This window comes from Aquimarina macrocephali JAMB N27 (assembly GCF_000520995.1).
Classification (GTDB): domain Bacteria; phylum Bacteroidota; class Bacteroidia; order Flavobacteriales; family Flavobacteriaceae; genus Aquimarina; species Aquimarina macrocephali.
This window is the reverse complement of the sequence record NZ_JACA01000042.1, coordinates 53053-75385: the sequence shown is the minus strand read 5'-3', so window position 1 is coordinate 75385 and position 22333 is coordinate 53053. Positions and strand designations below refer to the sequence as shown.

Sequence of the window (22333 nt, the reverse complement as noted above, 5' to 3'; positions counted from 1 at the left end):
TATATACTATGAAAAAGATCATTATACTTTTGATAATTCTCCTAGCAAATATTACGTATGCCCAGCAATCATTAGACTGTAATGAGGGAAAATTTTATCAGGTAATTTCTGGAGCATTACGATCATACGACCCGATAACAGGAACATATTCAGTGCCTCTTCATACGCATACAGCATACAATGCGGGAGGATACAACCCTGTAGATAACTTTTTATATGCGATTAGAAATAGCGATAAGCATTTATTACGTATCGGAACAGACATCGTAGTAGATCTGGGTGCTGTTGCCCAAAATGGAAGTGTTTCATTTGGTGGCGGTTATGCAGCCGATGTAGATAGCGAAGGGAACTTATGGGTTTTTCAAAATGCACTTGATAAACAATCATTTCATAAGATTACCAATCTTCAAAGTTATGATGGCTCTTCATCACCAACATTTGAGATCGTAGTATCTGATCAGGCCTCGCCAAGTACTTGCGCAGATATCGTTTTTATAGATGGTAATCTATATGGCGGTAGTAAAGGAAATGTTTATAAATGGGATCTTACTACAGCTACACCTGCTTTTAGTTATAAGACCGTTACAGATTTACCGAGTCATACATTTGGTGCTTGTTATACCGATACCAGTAACCGATTATATGTATCTAGTAATAAAGGTGGATTGTATTTAGTAAATGATTATGAGTTAGCTTCTCCTTATGCCACATTACTCAATAATACCGAAGTAACAAATTCTAATGATGGTTTTAAATGTGCAGTTGGAGTATCACCTATTGATGCTGATAAAGATGAAGTTTTAGATCCTTTTGATAAGGATACCGATGGAGATGGAATCCCTGATATTGTAGAAGGTGGTGGGATTGATCCATATGGTGATGATGACTCTGATGGAATTTTTAATTACCTGGATCCAGATTTTGGGAATACTTGTAATAGTGGAGTCTCTTTGGCTTTTGATACTGATCGTGATGGAGTCCCTAATGTATTGGACCTTGATAGTGATAATGACGGGATATTCGATATCGTTGAAGCCGGATTAGGAAGCTATGATACCAATGGAGATGGTTTTTTTAATAGTCAGGATGCTAATTTTGTAGATTCTGACCTTGATGGAATTGCAGACATAGTAGACGTTGATCAAACCGGAATTGCATTTTACCCTACAGATACCGATGGTGATTTAATTTATGACCCATACGATATTGATGCTGATCAGGATGGTATTATTGATCTTATTGAAGGACAAAACAGCTCAAGTTTCGTTGCTCTTTCTGGTTCAGATCAGGATAGAGATGGTATGGATGATGCCTTTGATCCAGATCATGGGGGTACGCCTCAAGGATATATAAATACAGATGGCACTGATAATCCTGACTTTATGGATACTGATTCTAATAATGATGGAACTTTGGATACTGTAGATGGGTATGATACTAACAGTGATGGTACTGCTGATACAGTTGCCGCAGGAAATGATTTTGATCAGGATGGCTTAGATGATAATTTTGATCTAAAGGAAACCGTATTTGATTCTGAGAATGGAAACCAGACTCCAAGCAGTTTTCCTGTATTAAGTATTGGCCAGCGATACCAATATCCAGGAACATATAATAGTAACGGAACTCCTGATTATTTAGGAACAAACGAAACACTCGCTTCTGATTACCTCACACGAATCGACAACGCATTACCAGAAGGAAATTCTGTACCAAATCTTAATCCGAATTATATTTACTCGGGATACGATACCAATGTTACCATAGAAAGTACAACGAATGTTTCTGTAACTTTTATTGGTGAAAACACAAATTATAAAAATACATTAGGTTTTTATACCTATGATATAAATAGTCCTTCTACTGCGGCTCCTAACCCAGAAGATATAACTATTGTATTCCCTAATGCTTCTAAAACAGGCAGCAATGGTGAATTAAATGCTGGTAATACTGTAAACATAGGTAGTTTTGCTGCAGATACTGGTATTGGCTGGGTATTACTTGTAGACGGTTGGAATGGTAGCACTGTAGACTCTGGATTATGGCAAATCTATTCTAATCCTGATTACAATCCAGAATGTGATGAAGCACTACGACCACATAACATCCTTCTTGCAGATACAGCAAATGAGACCATAGTACTTGGTTTTGAAGATATCAGAAGAGATTATCCGGGAGTAGATCACGATTTTAATGATGTTCTTTTTCACATCAAAGCTGATCAATACTCATCTTTAAAAACTACAAATATCCCTGAATTAACAGAAGAAGGTGTTGTAACTTCTGGAAACGACGGTGGATTAGAAAGTAATGGTGATCTGGCAAGTTTAATTGCCAAAAGAAATTTTTTAAGATCAAAAACGAACAAAGTATACAATCAAAAGAATTTACAGAAACGTTTCGCTCCGGGTCAAAAATCATACAAGTCTGGTAATAGTCAAGATTTAAGTATTTATTTCCCAACAACTGGTGCCACAGGAACAGAAACATCTTTTGTTTCTAGTCCTGATGACCTGATTGGTATAACAAATGCTACGGCAGTATTTTCGATAGATTACTACAATCAAAATAAGAGAGTTGGAGCGGCCCTTGCCATGGCAACCAAAGGATCTATTTATGATCATTCTAAAACGATCTGCGACAGACTTAATGGTTCTGTATTAGAAGATATAAGAACATTAACAATTCGAAATCATACTTTGGTAAATACCAAAATCAGAAGAGTTACAGGAGAAATCGAACAAGCTTTACATTTCTCTGTGAGAATAGATGAATTTCAAAATGAATTATATAGCTTATGGAATATCGATCAATACCCAGAAGGCGATTACCTTAATTTCCAGATTTGGGGTGGTTCTATCCCACAGGTAGCAACTATTGCAAATACTATTATCGATAAATTGATCGAACAAAAGTCATTAGGTAAAACTTTTATTCCTAATAATATCCCATCAGTATTTGTACAAAAAGGATTTTATAGAGATGGTAAACTTGTTCTAGATATTATAAATAAATCAGAAGTAAGTCAGTTTAATTTCAGAGGAAACAAAAGAGCCACTGAATTGTCTAAAGAACAACTAATTACCAAAACAATATCCTTATCTGGTAAATATCAAGAGACCATTACTGTAGAGACAGGATACTTATTTGATATTGGATTTGCCATTACCGGTGATAATCCCAATACAGCAGATATACTATATCTGGCAGATGGCCCCTGGGGGATCGATTATCTGGAGCAAGGAGCTACCGTATTTAATTTTGAAATCATAAAAAATAAAAACAGTGAAACTCAAAAAGGGCATTATCAAGTAGAACGAGATGCCAAAGTAAATGGTAATCTAAAGGAAACTATGAACCTGTTTAGAAATATCCTTGGTGGTGATCTAACACTAAATGTTTCTGAGTATGATGCCGTTGAGTTTGAATTATATACTGACAGAGATGTAGAAGTAATTTTGGTAACCAAAGATCTTGCGAACTGGAATGAAAGGCTTAGATATACCATAAAAGCTAGTGATACAAAACAAACGTATACAATTCCTTTTTCAGATTTTTCGAGTAAAGCAAAACAAAGTGTTTCTATCGATGAATTAAGAAGTGTTGTATTTTCTATTCAGGGAGATTATCAAAGCTTTGCTCTTTTCAATCTCGAAGTTGCTAAACTCGCTTTTACCAAGGAAAAAGAAAACACAGACACTATCGATGAGGAAGATAGCGATGCTACAATTATTAATAATGATGATATAGAAGATATTACTCTAGCTACAGATAATAATACTGTCATAAACAATTCTCCTAATCCGTTCAGGACACAAACAACTATCAAAATGCCTACAGTAAATCAAAAAATTACAATTTCTGTAATTGATATGTTAGGTAGAGTTGTGCAAAAAGAAGAGTTAGGAAGTGCAGGAGCTCCATCAGACACATTTACGTTTACCGCTAAGAATTTACAGCAGGGAGTGTATAAGTACATTATTAGAGGAGATGATTTTAAGAAAAGATACGAGGGAAGTTTTTTAATACAATAACAATAGTCAATAAAGCTGCTATACTACCTAAAAACAGGTAGTATAGTGGTTTTATCAAAAAGAGAATATTTTTAGAATAAAATGTAAACGTTGGAAAATTAAAAACTAACTTTATGAATATGATTCTTAATACTGCTTTAAAAAAATTAAGTGCTGAACAAAAATTTATGATCAGCGTTATCATTGTTAATGGAGGAAACTATCTATACAATTTGATATTAGGTAGAATCTTAGGTCCCGAACAATTTGCAGATGCAGCATTATTAATTACTTTTCTTTTGGTTTTATCTTTTATCGCTATGACATTTCAGCTATCCACAGCTAAATTTTCTGTGATTTTTGAAGATTCAATATTTAAAAGTTTTATCAATATTATTTATAAATATTCAAGTATTGTTGGAGTTATCTTTGGTGCTCTCTTACTTATTTTTTCCAAACAACTTCAAGTACTTTTTAATACTCAATCTTCTGTTATGTTTACCATTTTTGGGATTGGTGTTCCTATTTACTTCATAATGAGTGTGAACAGAGGAGTGTTTCAGGGCAGTAAAAAGTTTGACAGTCTTGCAATCACCTATCAGGGAGAGATGTTAAGCAGGTTGGTTATTACTCTTATTTTGATATATACCTTAGGTTTACAATCTTCTATTTTAGTTGCTTTGGGTATTGCTATTTCTTTTTTGTTTGGGTTATTACCTTTTCATTCGCGAGATATAGAGATCACAAAAAAGCATAAACTACCATCTGCAGAATCTAAATATATCATTAAGTTTTTCTTGCTAACGGCTTTCTATGAGTTTACTCAAATCATAATCAACAATAGCGACATTCTAATGGTTAAACATTATTTTGAAACTTATGAAGCTGGTTTGTATGCATCATTAGCATTGATTGGTAGAGTAGTTTATTTTGTGGCCTGGATGTTTGTGATGTTACTATTACCCAAGGTAGTACAAAAACAAAAGGACGGAGAATCCCATGCTCCTATATTATTTAAATATGTATTCTATATCACACTGCTTTCGGCATCCATTGTTCTGGGATGTTATCTATTTCCCGAATTGGTAATCAATATCATGTTTGGCTCAGAATACTTAAGTGTTGCTCCATTACTATGGAAATATGCAATTGCAACTTCACTTTTTGCTATTTCTAACATTTTTGCCTATTATTTTTTATCCTTAGATCAATATATCCCCGTTATATTATCGGCTTTACTAGGGGTCTCACAGGTTGTACTTATTATATTCTTTCACGACACATTATCCGATATTGTTATTATGCAAATAATAGCAATGGCTATTCTTCTTATATTTCAAATCTTCTTTTTTATAAGCTATCAGAAGCTATCTAAAAAAAGCTCAACGAACAATTAAATCAATTCATCGAAGGATACTTGCACCTCAACAGATTTAGCGTAGAGATGCAAAAAAACTGATCCATCTTTGAAATATTAATAACCAATAAAACAATAAGTTATGGCTTTAAGAATTACTAAAAATCAAGGGATTTTTGAAATTAAAGGAAGTATTGTAGCAGAAAATACCAAATCTCTACAACATCATTTTGAGAAGCTATTATTCAATTCAGACAAAGTGATATTGTGTATTGACAAGGTTAAAAAAATTGATGCTTCAGGTGTTACGGTATTGACCAAGTTATTCAGAAATGCTATGGAAAGCAACAAGATTTTTTACATCATTGGAAAAGAAAACAAAAAAGTAAGTAATGCTTTTGGTAAAGTAAGTTACATACTAAGAAGTGATTTCGTATAACATTTAACACTCCCCCCAAATATAAAATATCATGAAACTACAAATAATAAATACGTCAGGAACATTTGAAGTAATAGGTAACTTTACTTTGGATAATACAGAAGTAGTAAGAGATCATTTTAACTACTTATTAGATCATTATGAAGAAGTAGTAATGTCTTTAAAAAAAGTAAATAAAATCGACAAAAAAGCAATAAAAGTTTTAAAAGACATCTATGCAAAAGCAAATAGAAGAAGTAAAATACTTTTTGTTTTAGGAAAAGAAAATAATGTAATAGTAAATGCTTTCAAAAAAAATAAAGCAAATCATATTTTTAGAGAAAATTACTAATCTAGGTATATAAGTTTATTACCTGTAATAGTCTTATAAAATTCTTTCTGATCGGCAACACTATAATCATTCTTCTTATGTTTCAGTTGTTTTTGTTGTTAGGTTATTATAAATTGTAGTTTATTATATCAAAAAATAAAGACGTACCCCATTCGTCCTAAAATCTTGAAACCTATATAACCAATAAGATTTCTACTCGATTTTAATTCGTCTCTGTCTGTTTCTAAAAAGAACACAAAATTCAACAGATGAAATTAGCAATTGTAACAGCATATCCGCCTAGTAAAGTAACTTTAAATGAATATGCATACCACCTGGTAAAACATTTTAGACAGCATGCCGAGGTATCCGAACTTATTTTATTAACCGATGTATCTCCTAATGACGCTGATACAGTTTTTGAAGAAAAAGGATGTAATGTAGTCGTTAAACAATGTTGGAAATTTAATAGCTATAGTAACATCTTCTCTGTCATGAAAGCTATTAGACAAACTCGTCCAGATGCAGTATTGTTCAATCTTCAGTTTATGAAATTCGGAGATAAAAAAATAGCTGCAGCACTTGGTTTATTACTACCCAAACGTTGTGTTTTTAACAAAATACCAACTATAGTTCTGTTACACAATATTATGGAGCAAGTAGATCTGGAAAGCTCTGGGTTTACAAAAAATAAAGTTTTACAAAAAATCTATAACGGGATAGGAACAACACTCACCCGGTTTATTTTATCTGCAGATATCGTTGCCGTTACTATTGACAAATATGTACATATTTTAAAAGCGAAATATAAAACTGAAAATGTAGTGCAGATTCCTCATGGAACTTTTGAAATACCTGAAGAACCAAAATACACGCTTCCAGAAGGTCCATTACAAATTATGACTTTTGGTAAATTTGGCACCTACAAAAAGGTAGAAATCATGATTGAAGCGGTAGAAAAAATACGATCAAGAACAAATATTGATTTAGAGATTGTAATTGCTGGAACCGATAATCCTAATGTTATTGGATATCTACAATCGATGAAAGAAAAATATACAGATGTACCTCAACTCACTTTTACTGGTTATGTAGAAGAAGCAGATGTGCCTCGAATCTTTACAGAAAGTGCAATGGTCGTATTTCCTTATACCTCTACAACGGGTAGTTCTGGTGTATTGCATCAAGCAGGAAGTTATGGTAAAGCTGTGGTTATGCCAGATTTAGGAGATCTAAGTTTATTAGTAAAAGACGAAGGATACCAAGGAGAATTCTTTAATCCGGAAAGTGTAGATAGCCTGGCCGATGCTATCGAAAAAATAGTCATGGACCCTGCATATCGTACTGCTTTAGGAAAAGCAAATTATAAAGCAGCAACTGCCTTACCGATGAGTAAAATTACAGCAATGTATATAGAGCAGTTTAATGCTATTAAAAAAAATAACGCTCGCAAAATTGAAAAGACATATAAAGGGGCTTCTTTATAAAAACATTTCTGCCTGCATACTGGCAGGATTGCCCCCAAACTTAATGATTTGTCGTAACTGTAAAACACTCTATTGCAAAAACAATAGAGTGTTTTTTTTTAAATAGCTTTGTATAATAGTTGCTATTATGCGAATGTATTCTGGTTAAATTCAATTTGTTTTCTTTTTCTTGAATATGTTTAATATAAGGTTCAATTCATACCCTTTATTTCCTTTAAAAAAAGAAATAAACGCATAGCATTATACTATAAATCTATGGCATGAGTTAGTTATTAAAGCTTACTAAATATTCTTTTATACACAAGGTTCTATTTCACTTCAAATTAATCGTAATTTATATGCTTAATTCCCAGTATTTTTTATTGTTTTTTCTATTTAGTCTTTCCGTGGTTGCCCAACAATGTGACAATAGGGTTTGGTCAGGAGTGGCAAAGTACCATCACGTGACAAATGCTACTACATCATGTGGATACTCCCCAATGGCTAATGATACATTATATGCTGCACTTAGAGCTACGGATTATCAAGCAGAAAGACTTTGTAATACATGTTTAAAAGTAAGTTCCAACAAAGGCAGTGTTATTGTAAAAGTAATGGATAAATCTGGTACTCATGGATTAGACATTCATAAAAAGACTTTTGCCAAACTGGGAGATACTCTCCTGGGTAATGTTAACGTTACATGGAAAATCACAACTTGTCCCGAACAGGGAAATATGGGGTATTATTATTCCAAAAGTTCCTTTGCATCAGAAAAGAGAGTAATGGTTGTAAACACCAAATCGACCGTTAAGAAACTGTATTTCAGGTATCAAAACAATGATTTCAAAGAGGTGTTTCGTGCAAAGAATAATAGTAATGATTTTTTTGTAATCACTTGGAGAGATGATCAAAATTTAGGGCCTTATGATTTTAAGGTTGTAGACATTTATAATAATTCTATAATCGATCGGGATATAAGTTTTTCGCCAAATACTACTTTTTATGGTCAAAATCAATTTATTGGATGTGATGTGGTTTCTGAAATAAACAATGAATCTACAGATAAGGTAGCTATCAAATTTCAAAACCCAATGAGTTCTAATGGATCGATTTCTATCGAAACAGATCAAGAAAAACAATTCACAATTTATTTATATTCATTAAAAGGACTTAAGATATTAGAAGCTAATCTTGAAAGTAATTCTAAAAAGCATCTCTTTAAAGGTATACAAGAAGGATTATACATTATCTCTGTCTATAGCAATGAGGGTTTAATTTTGAATAAAAAGTTAATCCTTCAAAATTAAATATTTAGGGTAATATCTGTTTATATGTTTCAATGCCTATCATTGGATGAGTAATATTGACCTCATTTTGATATCAGAAAACTGCGTCGGTTCAAATTTACTTACTTATAAACTCAAAAGCAGGTTTCTTATTTCCATTGCGATCAATAAACCCAAAGTATTTTTGTTTATGTTTTCGCCAAGGTAATTTACCTACCACGGCACTAGGCACCTCATCAAAATCATATAAAGTCCAGGAGAGGTAATGGATATTATCTTGTTTAATGATCTCTTGAAATTGTTTATAATAATTGGCTTGCCCTTTTTCTGAAGGACCAAAAGGACTCCAAAGTCCCCTGCTAGAAGATAATCCAAATTCTTGTAAAACCATAGGTTTCTCAATTTTTGCACTCATTGTAGTATACGCTTCAGAAAAAGTATTGATGTCCAGATAGTAATGAAAAGAGATAATATCTACTTCATCCTGTAGTAAACTAGCAGATGCTGTATCAGACCACCCTATAGTAATCAAGTGATTAGGATCGAATTGTTTGATTTGACGAGTCATTTCTTTTAGCCAGGCCAATACATTTTCTTTTCCTCTGCTATCAAAATCCAGGTTAGGTTCATTTTTTATATCCCAGGCAAGGATAGCGTTATGATTTGTAAAAACACTTACAATTTGTTCTGCATGGCGATGGGTTAATGTCCAATCCAATACAGAGTAATCCCCATAAAAATCAAATAATGTAACAATAACTTTAAGGTTTTTGGCTTCTGCCTTATCTAATACTTGTTTAAGTTTTTCTAATTTTTCTGTTTTCACCTTAGCTTTTCCAAAAACTTCATAGGGTATAAAAATTCGTATCGTATTTAAGCCTGCATTCTTAATAACATCAAAATCGGCACCAATGACATTAATGTCATAATCATCACCAAACATATCCCATGGTGTTTTCTGTGGATAGTAGTTAATCCCTTTGATCTGGTATTCTTTATCTTCTACAAATATTTTTTCTCCTATAACTTTAATCGAGTTATTGGTTTGCATTACAGGATCTGATGAATAATTTTTCTCTTTTACCATATGGCGTATTCGCCAAAAACCATCTTCTAACATTAACATCACCTGATAGTCTGATTGCAACTCTGTTTCTAATAGTAGTTCATTATCGCGATAAACTCTTTGATATTCTTTTACACCTGTATCTGTTATAACTGCTAATTGGCCATCTGCGCTATAAAAATCTAATGCTACATTATGAGAAGTGGTGGTGCTATGTATAGCAATATCTTTTTCTTTGTTGGATACTAATGATGTAACAATATGTTTCTGTGCACTTTTAGTATAGTAATCCTCTATTCCCTCTTGTTTATTAGTTTGGTATGCTGCATTGCGTATATACCATGCATTAAGGTAATCTTGTTCTATATCCTGTAACGTCTGTTTTTCTATAGGTCGCCCGGGGTTAATCGTGTCTTTCCATTTTAATTTGGGTAAATACACTTGCTCTTTATGTAAAGCCAGATGTAGCATCGAAGTTCGATCTGCTCCTGTAGTAAGATAAGATAATGTCTGGCTGATACCAAAGAGTATTAATATAATGACTCCAACAAAAGAAATGATGATGATTGATCTATATATGTTTCTATTCCAGCTTATCATTTTAGTGCTATATTCTTAAATTCTTTTTGTATTCCTAAAGCTTTGATTTGAATATCATAGTTCCCAGAAACATAAAACCCATCCTGTAAAAGGAATCTAACGATCCCTTGTGAAGAAGTCTTAATTCTGGTTTCTATTTTTTGATTATCCTTAAAAATATCAATCTTTACTATAGTTCCATCGGGGATCAATTGTTCCATAAAACTTATCAGAGGCCCAATAGTAATCTCTCGATTATCATCGTTAAATTTCACTTCAAAATCATTCAAAACCTGAGTATATGCTATAGTTAATGTATTGCTCTCTGCCATTCCTGGTACATAGGCTTTAATTTGCCACGTATCTTTGTGATCGGGATGTAAAATTTTACCTACCGCCTGGCCATTAACAGTACTTCCTTGTGTATGCAATAGTAATCCTTTTGCATCTCTAATTACAAATTTAACAAGGGAGCCATCACTTACTATATTGCCATATTCATCTTTTATGATAGAAGTAATAAACTCTGTAATTTGATTACCATCTGCATATGCATGTTTTCGATTACTTTTAATCTCAAAATTTTCTGGTAACGAAGGATATACCTCAACAGAAAACTCTTTAGAAACCGTCCCGCCAACTTTCGAAAACAATAATATTCGTCCTGATTGCTCATAAGAGAATATGTTTATCCAGCCTATCATATCTTTGCTTTGCAATATGCTTTCTTTTTCTATATCCAAAAATTGATGCCTGATCAATACTGCTGTACTATCCGGCAATGGATTATCATAAGAATCAGTAGGAACGATAATTTGCATTGTATAATCTTCTCCTCCTGCTATGATACTAGGAGGTCCAATATAGGATTCTAAATGCACTTTTGTTTTGGTATTAGGTATGATTCGTATTTCACCTTCATATAAACTCCCTGACCCACCAAGTAAGGTATACGATACTAACCCTTTTTTCTTTGCCATAAACTCTGGAACGACAAAATGAGCTGTATTCTGTTCATCAGAATCGATTACATTACTTCCAAAAGAAGAATGTATAAAAAGTTGAGTCCTAACAGGCGTATTAAGTTTAAAATCTAACACAATAGTATTTCCTGCTTCAAACACTCTTTCTTTGGTTAATAACACTGCAGAAACTTCGTCTGTTTTTTCTAGAACAGTCGTAAAAGCTATACTTATGGTACAAATTAATGACTCTAGCAGTAGTAGAATAATATGTTTCTTTCTTAGCTTCATTAATTTGGTGCTCCGATATAGGTATTAATTTCAAATTTAATATAACTAAACCCTTTTCCTTCTATTGGTAAAAATTGTGCTGATTGGTGTTCAACTTTTCTACTAGGAACCACTTTACTACTAATTAAAGTATTTAATAGTCCATTTACAAAAACGTTTTTCAAATCTTTATTAATAGTATTTACCCCTGATAAATCTAACAATCGATAATCAAAATATTGTTTACGTTGTGGGCGAATACCTTCTGGTAAATATTGATGATCTACCCATACTAGTTCATGATCCTTATTGTAATAAGAAACTAACAGTAAAGGAATGGTAACCTCTTCTAGTCCAGAGTTAAATAAAACTCCTTCTACATGATCATTTTTTATAGAGAGTTCATTAATTGCAACTCCTTTATATAAATCTACTGTTGTTACATTTCCTGCACATTGCAAGTTGAATTTAGCAGGTTTTTCATCAAACTTCATTGCTGTAAACTGATCAGGGTCAAAAGTCTTAGGCTTATGGTCCTCTTTATCTATCCAGGCAATTCCTTCAAAATTAATCCGGAAACTAGTAATTTCCTTAGGCATTAATTTATGTTTCATTTGATGTTTGGCATTGTATCTCGCTAATTTTTCATCATTACTATTATATAATGTGCCAGTGATTACAACATCTGCTGGTATATTATCGATATTTTGTATTTCGCCTATAAGGCTATATTGATCTCTACATTCAATAATTTTTGCCGATAACACCTCTAATACAGGTTGTTTAAGAACATCTTCATGGTAGGTCTGTTCAGAACTAACTCTACGTCTTCCATGATTATAAAAAGCAGTGATGTTTTCTGCAAATAATTGATCCGGAGGAATATCCAAATCATATGGTAATGGCTTTACAAACCACTTTTTGCCATATTTTATCAACTTATGATAAAATATTTTATCTATTTTTTCTAATGGAGTGATCCAATAAGTAATTACTTTAGCTTTGGCCGTACTATCAGTTTGTGCAATAATGTCTACATTAATCTCATCTAATTTGGCATATGAGCTTAATAGTCCATCTGTTACCGCAACCTCTAACATATATTGATCCATAGTTTTATCACTTTTCGGATCCAGATAAGAGTATGCCCTTTCAAATTCTTTAAAATCCAATGCATCATAATATGATTCTGTTACATTAACAGGGCTTATCTGTTTTACATTTTTTATGTATATCAAATAAAAACCATATCCCGTAAAAATCAACATTAGGAATCCCCATAGATAAGATGCTTTAAAAATTGATTTTTGAAATCCCTTATAGTGTATTCCATACTTAAAATATACAGGAAAACTTTTATGTTTAGCTTTTAAAGCATGTATCCATATCAACTGTATATTAATAATAAATGCCAATAATACAGTACATAATGGAATTAAACCCCACATTAATTTTTGAAACGTGGGAACATCTTCTTTGGGTAAAATACTGGATAACGGAGGAACATTTAGTTTTTCCCAAACCATAATCCCGTTTTCTAATTGTCGCAGCCTCTGCCAGCCACAGAAATATAAGATAGGGTCATAAAACTTATCATTAGAAAACACATATTTTAAATTATATTTCTCGGGAACAGTAAGAAATTGTTGCAGAGAGCCAATGCCTTCTACTCCTCTAAATTTTGAATTTTCTAAGCGTTCTACCGCTCTGGTCGTTAACTCTGGTAATCTCCTGGCAGAATGATAATTGCCATCAACCGTCATTGCTTTAGTTTGAGCAGAAAGCCATGCCATCTGATCTCCAAACCCCAAAGGAAGGTATCTCCATTGATCATGTTGATCCTGGCTTAAAAAATTTAAAATAGGTAGCATTTTAATCTTTTGCGGTTGCGAAGGTCTGAAGTATCCCAGGCTCATCGTAAAAAACGTTGTAAAAACAAGAACTCCCGTAAATAATCCTCCCAAAACTCTATGATACACGCTTCCGTATCTTTCTTGAATTTTTTGTTTTAAATCTCCTTCTATAAATCGATAACTAAATTCACCAAACATAGGCAAGGCCATAATAGAGGCCCATAGTGTAAATCTGTCTAGCGTTAGGATATTAAAAGCATTTTCGCCCAGCATTATTCTGGGGATTGGAGTCGTTCCTCCTGTTCCCAAGATCGTTAAAAGTGTTATCGACAACCCAAAAAACAAATACCGCTTACTGTAGAATCGATACCATATATAAGGTAATAAGAATAACAAAATCCCCCATGGGATCAAAAAGAATATTAATCCCGATGAAGTGACTTCGAAAAAATTATCTCTGGATCCATGTGGTATGGGTACTTGAGTAATCGGATTATTCTTAGTATTAATCCAATAGGGAAGAATACAAACAATAATTAATAGTAGTGATCCAAAACCAAAACCTACAATTCTTTTAAAAAGAGAAAGAAAGCTTTGCAAGAACATCAAAAACCTAATTTCTTTATATGAACCCGCTTTTTCTTTGGAAACATCCATGATTACCATACCTATAAGCGGAAAAATGAAGAATACCATCCCAAAAATTGGAGTTACATGATGAGAAGTCACTGTAACCGCTAAAAGGCTCAAAGCATTTAATAAATATTTATATTTCCCAATTTTAAGCCATAGATAAATTTCGGGTAACGCATGCAATAGGATAGACAGCCCTATAATGCTGGGTAATTGTCCAAAAATATGTAGTGTTTCTATAAAAGCAGAAGAGAACACTGCAAGTATAGCTGTATATCCAGCAACTTTTCTATTAGAGGTAAGTACCAGGGCAAAACGGTATATTCCTGTTATAAAAAGAATGATGGCTATAATAGCCACAGTAAACAAACCAAATTTAAGCCCTCCAATATAAGAGAACAACCCAATACTTTGATGTACCAATGGTGGATATCCCATTACTGTAAAACCTGTATACCAACTATAGTTCCAGGGTTCAAACCAATTATTGGCGTAATGATTTCCAAAAAATAAATGAATTAACGCATCATATGTAGACTCTAGCGTAAAAAAAATAGTCGTACCATGAAAAACCACTCCGATGAGTAATGCACTTATCAAATACTTATTTGTGGTTTTATCCATAAAGACTCGCCATAGTTTTCGATTTAAATATACGACAAAGGTTTCGGTTTAGAACACCTCTAAAAAGAATGCAAATTAAAAATTAGCAGTTTATGGTTCTGGTTGACTACAAATCAGACTTCTATAGAAACCCGCGACCTACTCAGAGTAATCTCGAACCCCTCAAAACATTGGTTTTCAAGAACCAGAGCCTTCTAATATGAGTATAGACGAATGGTATGTCTTTCGATAAAAACCATTCATCGATAGCAATATTCTACTCATCGAAATACCTACTTGTAGCGTGCATATCGTGGCTACTTTTGGAATATAAACCTCAAAAAACTACCATTATGAAAACGGGAATTATCATACCATGCTATAACGAAGAAAACAGGTTAAATGTAACTGCTTTTTTAAACTTTATACAAAAAGAAAACGATTTTCACTTATGTTTTGTAAACGATGGAAGTAAAGATAATACTGTAGGTGTATTAAAGAACATTCAATCTCATAACCCTCTTAAAGTAAGTGTTATTGATATCAAAAAGAATTCTGGAAAAGCGGCAGCAGTAAGAGCCGGTGCCAGATATCTACATAGTAGAGGTGATATAGAATTTATTGGTTTTATCGATGCCGATTTATCTACAGATTTTGAAGATTTTGATGGGCTTTTAAAAACATTAAAAACCAATAGAAACTTAAGTTTTGTTTTTGGTTCAAGAGCTAAAAATGCATCAGATGATATCCAAAAAGATGGTATTAGAGCAATGATCTCAAAACTTATTAATATTCTTATTGTATTCATTTTGGGATTGTCTATTCAAGATACACAATGTGGAGCCAAAGTGTTTAAAGCTGATCTGGTTCCTGTAATTTTTAACAAAAGCTTTTTTAGCAGATGGTTATTTGATGTAGAAATGTTTATAAAAATGAAAAAGCATTTTGGTAAAACCGAAATCATGAATAAAATTTATGAGCAACCACTTAAAAGATGGGTTCATATGGAAGACTCTAAATTAGGGTTAAAAGATTCGTTAGAAATTCCTTACCAATTATTATCTATATGGTTTAATTATAATGTACTACAATCTTTACAGGTTTCATTTTCTAAAGAAATCACTGAGCCTACGATAGAAGTATCCGGAATGGTTACTCCAGCTTTAGCAGCCTAAGGCATAAGATAACCTTACAAAATTTGACTCGAAGTTACCCCTAAATATATCTATGAATAGAGAGAGTGTTACTTTATAAAAGTATACTCTCTCTTTCTAATTTTGTATTGACTAATAGGATTATTTAGTGAGTTTTACGATTGTATATTCTCTATTCACCGTATCTCCTGTTTTACTTTCAATTCTTTTTCGGTCATAGTCATAGCCTTTTCTAATAAAAATCAATTGATTGTATACACTGCACAATGCCAGGTAAATTGATATGCTACATTATTATATGTTCCCGGTTTTTTATCTTCGTGTGTTGCTTCAATCACATATCGGGTTTTAAAAGGTAAACTAAATGTTATCATTCCATTCTTATCAGTCTTTATTTTTTTTGACCAATCCTCTTTTATGAATAGTGTAACTTCTGCTTCTGCCAGAGGCTTGTCTTTAAAAAGTATTTGAAGTTTAGCCTGTTCAGGTGTTGTAGAAAGATCGATTATCGCTATACTTTCTGGATTTACCGCAACCGTTTTATGTACCGTATTTTTTCCTACTTCTACCTTAGCAACCGAATGATATTGTGGTCTAAAAATACCATAATCATATTGAGTATAATCCAAAACCTTATACTTCTTATTATCTAAGACAATAGAATACGTACCTTCTGATTTTGGAATAAAATTAGCTACATGATAAGATGATTTTGCTTGGGTTTCTAGTTTTATCTTATTCCCTTGCTGATCCACAACCCAAAGTGTAAAATGTTGTGCATTTTGAAATACTTCACCGTCTGTTTTTTCTATTACCCCACTAGCAAACTCTCCAAAATAGATACGTATTTCGTGTTCTTGATTTATAACTCCATTAGGATTGGTTTCTATCCAAAAGAAGTGTGCAAAAGTTTTTGTAGTACATAATAGTAGTATAATTACTAATCCTGTTATTTTTCTCATTCTCTATTGCGTTATACTTTGATTAAAATTGTAAAAAACACTCCTAAACCAAGTTGTTCAGGAGTGCTTCTTCCCACAAGGTTAGATTAGTTAGTTACTTTAAAAATTCCTTTAAGTGCTAATCCTTGTATTTTAGCGCCTTTGGTTGCAGTAGCTGTTTTTGGATCTACAATATATACATGTGTTTCTGTCCCTGCATAGCTACTAAGGTATGCTTTACCATCTTCTACATACATTGGAGAAGTATATCGATTTGCATGGGTTGGTATTCCTTGTACATCGGTAACGGTTTTATTATCTAAATCAATAATTACCAGTTTGAAAAAATCTCCTGTTTCTTTAAATACACCCCAAGGTCCAACAGTATCATCCATAATAATTCTGGCGATCGCTTTACCATTTCCTATATAATCCATCCAGAATAATTTTCCTCCATTAGGTGCAGATTCTACATCAAAGAAATAGTTTTTATCAAATTCTGTAGCTCCGTTTTTAATTTTTAAAATACCTGAAGGTTTTGTAGCAGAAGTAAAACCAGCACTTAATGCCGAAGTTGAAAACGAATAAATATCTCCATTTTCGGTTTTTTCAATTCCTGTGCTATGACCGTTAACTCCTATCGGACTAGTTCTGTCATCATAGATTATTTTTTCTAATTCGAATTCGGGATATTTAAAAACTGCTACATAGGCTCTATTCACATCTGGTGTTATATACGAACCATCTGCCATCCATTTATGATAAGAAACAAACAATTTCCCATCTCTTAAAACCATACCTGTTACCCAAGGAATCGTTCCTGGATTTTTTGCAGTACCATCACCTTTATCAATATCAATAGGATGCTCTACTATTTTTTCTAATTTACCTGTTTCTGCATTTATAATATGAAATCGCTTATCAGATAACCCACTATATGTAAGCTCTACTGCCAATAGTGTTTTATCATCTATAGCAGCATAGTTATCTAAAGTAGATTGAAAAGCAAAATTTGCTTTTTCTATCAATTTACCGCCCTCATCTAAACCATAGGCTATGCATTTGTCATCATCTGAATACCCTGCAGTAAAAACCGTATTTTTTACGTTATGAAAAAATCTCCAACCTTTTAGTGGTGTTCCTTGTCCTTCTACAGAGATTTCACCAGTAGTAAGTGATGCCAATGATGGTAATTCTAAAATATAATCTACCGGAGATGCATCTCCAACAGGAAATGCCTGAAAGCCAACTACATATTTAGAAACAGAAGTTGGGGTTGGATCTATAAGTTCTCCATCATCATCACTACTACAAGAAGTAGCTAGTATTGATACTGCTATTAGCAGCATCAAATATTTAATATAATTTATTATTTTCATTTTGGTGTGATTTATAATTATTACTAGTTTTTATTTGTTAAATAGTATCTTAATTTTACATAGAAAGCTCTTCCGGATTGTTGTATTTCAAAATTGTCATACACTTTCTCGTCTGTTATATTTCTTGCTTGTACAGAGATATTATAGGTTCCCTTTTTAAAGGAGTACCCTAGTTGTACATTATGCGAAAGTTGCTCTGGTATAATATCCCTATCATTAGGGTCTCCTTCTACAAAAGAGGTAAGTGGATAATCATGTACATAGTAAGAACCCCAGGAGAATGTTATTTGGTCGTTTGTAGAAAAAACATCTTTTAAGTTACATCCAATTCTGGCATTACCAAATAGATAAGGAATATTAGCAATCCGTTGGTTTTTTAGAAAATCAACGCCAGAATTATCTCCTACATTGCGATCTATAATATTTTGATAGGTTGCGTTAAGGTCAAGAAATAGAATATCATTATATAATGTTCTGATTTCACCTTCTACTCCTGTACTTCTGGCTGCTGCAGTATTATAAAATCTAGAAAAAATCCCTTCAGATCGAATTGCGACAAAATTTTCTGATTCTCTAAGAAAAACATTAGTGTCAAAACGCAATTTAAACTTATTAATATCTGTGTTTAAAAGAACTCCCAGGTTTGCATTATAGCTTTCTTCTGGTAATAATTCGGGGTTTGATTTCAATAAAAATCCATCTCCAAACACCTCATAGCCATCAGGAATCCTAAATGTTTTCTCAAACGAACCTTTTATCTGAACATGATCAGAAAATTTATAGGTAGATGCGAACCCATACCCTAGTTCTTCGAATGTATTCTCTACTTTAGTAAAACGATCTGCTTCTACAGTAGTAAATGAATCCTCAATAATACCTTCTGAGTTTAGCAAATATCCTTTAGCGAATAGCGTAGTACTCCAGGTATCATCAAACAAGCCCAAATTATATGATACCCCAAATATATTTTTGTCTATAATATGAGGATCATTAAAAGGTATTCTTCCAACTCTGGCAGGATCTTCACCTTTTCTTTTAACATAATTCTTGGTGAAATTAATATTTAACTTACTCTTGTCATTGATTTTATAACTCCCAAAAGCATTAATTAAATGTGTATTATCCTTAAACTCAAATAAGGTTTTACTAAATTCAAGCTCTCCTAAGTTTTGGTCTCCCCTTTCAATAAAATTACCAAACCAATCATATTTTCGAGCAGAAGTATCTACTACTTTGTCATTATTTTGACCAATAGAGGCATACAATTTTACTTTCAATTTTTCCTTGAGTAGATTTGCTTTTTCAAAAGTGACAGAAGCTTTAATTACATTATTCTCTGTAAACACTTCGCCAAAGGGATTCTGGGGATCAATGGGATGTTGAATCTCATTTTTATTGGCAGATGCAGTTATACCAACCAATAATTTATCAGCAAATTTTTTGTCAACAAAACCAGTTTCCAGGCTGATCATTTGAGAATTATATGCGTCATGAAATCGCTTTACATTATCGCGTCTAACTCCTGTATCATTGCCCAGTTCATCTCTTACTTCGATATCATCTATCTTATAATCATTATCAGAGTAATTATAAAAAGAAGAAACTTTTACAGCAAAGCCTTTATTGCTATAATATTGTCCATTTATGGTAGCGCGATGTGTATTAAAAGAACCTGTATCATAGGATACATCCAGGAAATCATTTTTGCGTTGGTTTGTAATGATGTTTACTGCTCCTCCCAAAGCATCTGCTCCTAAATATATAGGAACAACACCTTTATAAACCTCTGCTCTCTCTACCAATGTGGCAGGAAAATTATTTAAGGATAATGAGCTTCCAAAATTTTCTAAAGGAATACCATCAATAAAGAACTTAACTTGTTTGCCGGATAAACCGTTTAATGAAAAATCAAAACCAGAACCCAAACCTCCTCTTTGTCTTACATTAACACCAGGAATAGTCATTAAAATTGAATTAATATCTACACTTATATTTTTAAGCCCCTTGGTTTGTATAACTTCAACTTCAAATGCTTTTTCTCTTGTATTTTGAGCGTTAGATTTTCCCTTTATAATTACATCACTTAATTCCTTTATATCTTCCTGTAACACAATAGTGAGGGATGTAATCTTTGAATTACGTACTACTATCTTCTTTATATATTTCTTAAAACCTACAAAACTGGCTCTTAAAGTATATGATCCTGAAGGTATTTCTATATCGAATTTACCATCAAAATCACTTACAGTTCCTGTGTTTTTGAGTTCTAAAATTTGTATAGATGCTTCGGGAATCGGATTAGAATCTTGATCCAAAATTACTCCTGTTACCCTGCTTTGAGCGTTACAGACCATTGCGTATAAAAACAGAAAAAAAAGACAACTGTTTTTTCTTAAAATAATCACTGACATTACAATTTTTTTTAAACAATTTAGTTTAGACTTTATATTATTATTTATATTTGGTCTAAATAAATTTAATTGCAAAATTAGTATCTAGGGAAAGAGAAAAATGACGCATCATGGATAAAAAAAGACGCAATAAAGAATTGTCAAAAACAACAAACTCAAATCATCAAAATAAATGCACATTAGATACTATTATAGAGCTAATTAACACCCAGGAACACTGTGGTATACTTACAAAAAAATTTCAATTCCTGCCCGAATATGGAGATGGCTATTTAGAGTATAACCATTTTGGCGGATTACATATAGCTATTTTTGATGTATCCTTAAACAAGGATTTTAATGTTTATGGGACACATGTGATAAATGCCCTAGAGCTTTCTTATCTAATTGATGGTGAACAAATCATTAAAATTGATGGAAAAAATTATGACTTGATTTATGAAAGCCAGGAAAGTTATCTTGTTTATATATCCCAAACTTCTGGTTCTATTAAATATCACAAGAACAAATACTTTAAAGAGATTAAAATCAGGATGAGTCCAGATTTTATCAAAAAGCATAAACTCGACTCAGAGTATGGAATCCGTGAAAAATATGAATTAGAAAGACAGGATAAAGATTTCACAAAACCTTTATGTACCAAAACTCAGGAAATACTTGCAGAACTATTAACCGATACCCGACAGGGACTATTAAAGCGCTTATTCCTGGAATCAAAAGTGCTAGAATTACTCTCCCTACAATTAGATATACAAAAGAATACTAAAACAGAGGTCTCAAATACGGATAACCTTATTAAAAAGCTATATGAGGTCCAGTTTATTATAAATTCTGATTTGACCATTCAATATTCTGTTCACGAATTAACTCGTATGGTTGGGCTTAATGATTTTATCCTTAAAAAAGAATTTAAACGCGTTTTTGGTACAACAATCTTTGAATATGCTTTGAATTTGAGAATGACAAAAGCCAAAAAATTATTACAACATGGAAAAAAACCAATATATGAGATTTCAGAATTAGTAGGCTACAAAAATTCTACTCATTTTACTGCAGCTTTTAAAAAACTCGAAGGTATTACGCCCAAAAAGTATAGACAAAGAGGATTAGAAACAATACGGTAAAAACAACTTTGTATTGCATATGTTTATACATCCCAAAAAACTTGACCTACTAACTTATCTGATTACTTCCTAAGATATCATTATATTCTTCGTGAAATAAAACACCTAAGACTAATTCTTCTAATCCATCCAAAATTTCTGGAGTCAACTTAAAATTAATTTCTGCTTTAGGAGTATTACATTTTATGGTTTTATAAAAGTTTTTATTATCGCAGTTTTCACATTCACATCCTTTTCTGGCAGAGCGAATAACAGTGAGAAATGTTTTTATTTCTTTACTATTCATCAAAACGGCAATATCACCTATTTGTAATTGTATTTTTTGCTTTACCTCTTCTTCATTATTTTTTTTCACCGTATAAGCGGTACCAGTACTATTACAATATAATGGATCTAAAATATACATATCTATCAAATTTTGATATTCAAATTTATTGCATTATTTTTATTTAGAATAATTAAAAATAATATATTTTTGTAGAAA

The 22333-nt window shown here is 32.4% G+C and carries 15 protein-coding genes; 8 read left to right on the top strand and 7 right to left on the bottom strand.

What is annotated here, in order from left to right:
* Nucleotides 1-8: 8 nt before the first annotated feature.
* The 6 genes from Z054_RS0120785 (at nt 9) to Z054_RS0120760 (ending at nt 8895) form a co-directional block, all read left to right on the top strand.
* Complete coding sequence (locus Z054_RS0120785; protein ID WP_024771959.1) at nt 9-4034, top strand: DUF6923 family protein; 4026 nt, start codon at nt 9-11, stop codon at nt 4032-4034.
* A gap of 113 nt (nt 4035-4147) precedes the next feature.
* On the top strand, nt 4148-5410 hold the full coding sequence (locus Z054_RS0120780) for an oligosaccharide flippase family protein (protein ID WP_394331066.1): 1263 nt from the start codon (nt 4148-4150) through the stop codon (nt 5408-5410).
* 102 nt (nt 5411-5512) lie between these two features.
* Complete coding sequence (locus Z054_RS0120775) at nt 5513-5809, top strand: STAS domain-containing protein (RefSeq protein WP_024771957.1); 297 nt, start codon at nt 5513-5515, stop codon at nt 5807-5809.
* Between the two features lie 31 nt (nt 5810-5840).
* Nucleotides 5841-6140: a hypothetical protein gene (locus Z054_RS0120770; protein WP_024771956.1), complete on the top strand. Its 300-nt coding sequence runs from the start codon at nt 5841-5843 to the stop codon at nt 6138-6140.
* A 248-nt stretch (nt 6141-6388) separates the two neighbouring features.
* On the top strand, nt 6389-7606 hold the full coding sequence (locus tag Z054_RS0120765; RefSeq protein ID WP_024771955.1) for a glycosyltransferase: 1218 nt from the start codon (nt 6389-6391) through the stop codon (nt 7604-7606).
* Nucleotides 7607-7944: 338 nt separating this feature from the next.
* A complete protein-coding gene (locus tag Z054_RS0120760; protein ID WP_084050506.1) occupies nt 7945-8895 on the top strand; it encodes a T9SS type A sorting domain-containing protein in 951 nt (316 codons plus the stop codon).
* A 97-nt stretch (nt 8896-8992) separates the two neighbouring features.
* Here the strand turns inward: Z054_RS0120760 and Z054_RS0120755 are convergent, their stop codons facing one another.
* Genes Z054_RS0120755 through Z054_RS0120745 form a run of 3 tightly spaced genes read right to left on the bottom strand, consistent with a single transcriptional unit; the run spans nt 8993 to nt 14861 of the window.
* On the bottom strand, nt 8993-10540 hold the full coding sequence (locus tag Z054_RS0120755) for a cellulase family glycosylhydrolase (protein WP_024771953.1): 1548 nt from the start codon (nt 10538-10540) through the stop codon (nt 8993-8995).
* On the bottom strand, nt 10537-11772 hold the full coding sequence (locus Z054_RS0120750) for a hypothetical protein (protein WP_024771952.1): 1236 nt from the start codon (nt 11770-11772) through the stop codon (nt 10537-10539). Before Z054_RS0120750 ends, Z054_RS0120755 begins: the two co-directional genes overlap by 4 nt.
* The gene (locus tag Z054_RS0120745) at nt 11772-14861 is read right to left on the bottom strand and encodes a membrane protein (protein ID WP_024771951.1); all 3090 of its coding nucleotides are present in this window, start codon (nt 14859-14861) and stop codon (nt 11772-11774) included. The genes Z054_RS0120750 and Z054_RS0120745 overlap by 1 nt, the downstream gene beginning before the upstream one ends.
* Nucleotides 14862-15193: 332 nt before the next feature.
* Here Z054_RS0120745 and Z054_RS0120740 point away from each other — a divergent pair, with 332 nt between their 5' ends.
* The gene (locus Z054_RS0120740) at nt 15194-16015 is read left to right on the top strand and encodes a dolichyl-phosphate beta-glucosyltransferase (protein ID WP_024771950.1); all 822 of its coding nucleotides are present in this window, start codon (nt 15194-15196) and stop codon (nt 16013-16015) included.
* A gap of 221 nt (nt 16016-16236) precedes the next feature.
* Here Z054_RS0120740 and Z054_RS0120735 read toward each other — a convergent pair whose 3' ends face one another.
* The 3 genes from Z054_RS0120735 to Z054_RS0120725 all read right to left on the bottom strand — a co-directional run bounded on the left by Z054_RS0120735 (nt 16237) and on the right by Z054_RS0120725 (nt 20725).
* Entirely contained in the window at nt 16237-16956 is a 720-nt protein-coding gene (locus Z054_RS0120735) for a DUF4198 domain-containing protein (protein WP_024771949.1), read from the bottom strand.
* Nucleotides 16957-17042: 86 nt separating this feature from the next.
* A complete protein-coding gene (locus Z054_RS28990; protein WP_035092946.1) occupies nt 17043-18314 on the bottom strand; it encodes a DUF4374 domain-containing protein in 1272 nt (423 codons plus the stop codon).
* A 23-nt stretch (nt 18315-18337) separates the two neighbouring features.
* Nucleotides 18338-20725: a TonB-dependent receptor gene (locus Z054_RS0120725; protein WP_084050504.1), complete on the bottom strand. Its 2388-nt coding sequence runs from the start codon at nt 20723-20725 to the stop codon at nt 18338-18340.
* 110 nt (nt 20726-20835) lie between these two features.
* Between Z054_RS0120725 and Z054_RS0120720 the strand changes: the two genes are divergently transcribed.
* A complete protein-coding gene (locus Z054_RS0120720; protein WP_024771947.1) occupies nt 20836-21849 on the top strand; it encodes a helix-turn-helix transcriptional regulator in 1014 nt (337 codons plus the stop codon).
* Nucleotides 21850-21898: 49 nt separating this feature from the next.
* Here the strand turns inward: Z054_RS0120720 and Z054_RS0120715 are convergent, their stop codons facing one another.
* The gene (locus Z054_RS0120715) at nt 21899-22255 is read right to left on the bottom strand and encodes a hypothetical protein (RefSeq protein ID WP_024771946.1); all 357 of its coding nucleotides are present in this window, start codon (nt 22253-22255) and stop codon (nt 21899-21901) included.
* Nucleotides 22256-22333: the final 78 nt, after the last annotated feature.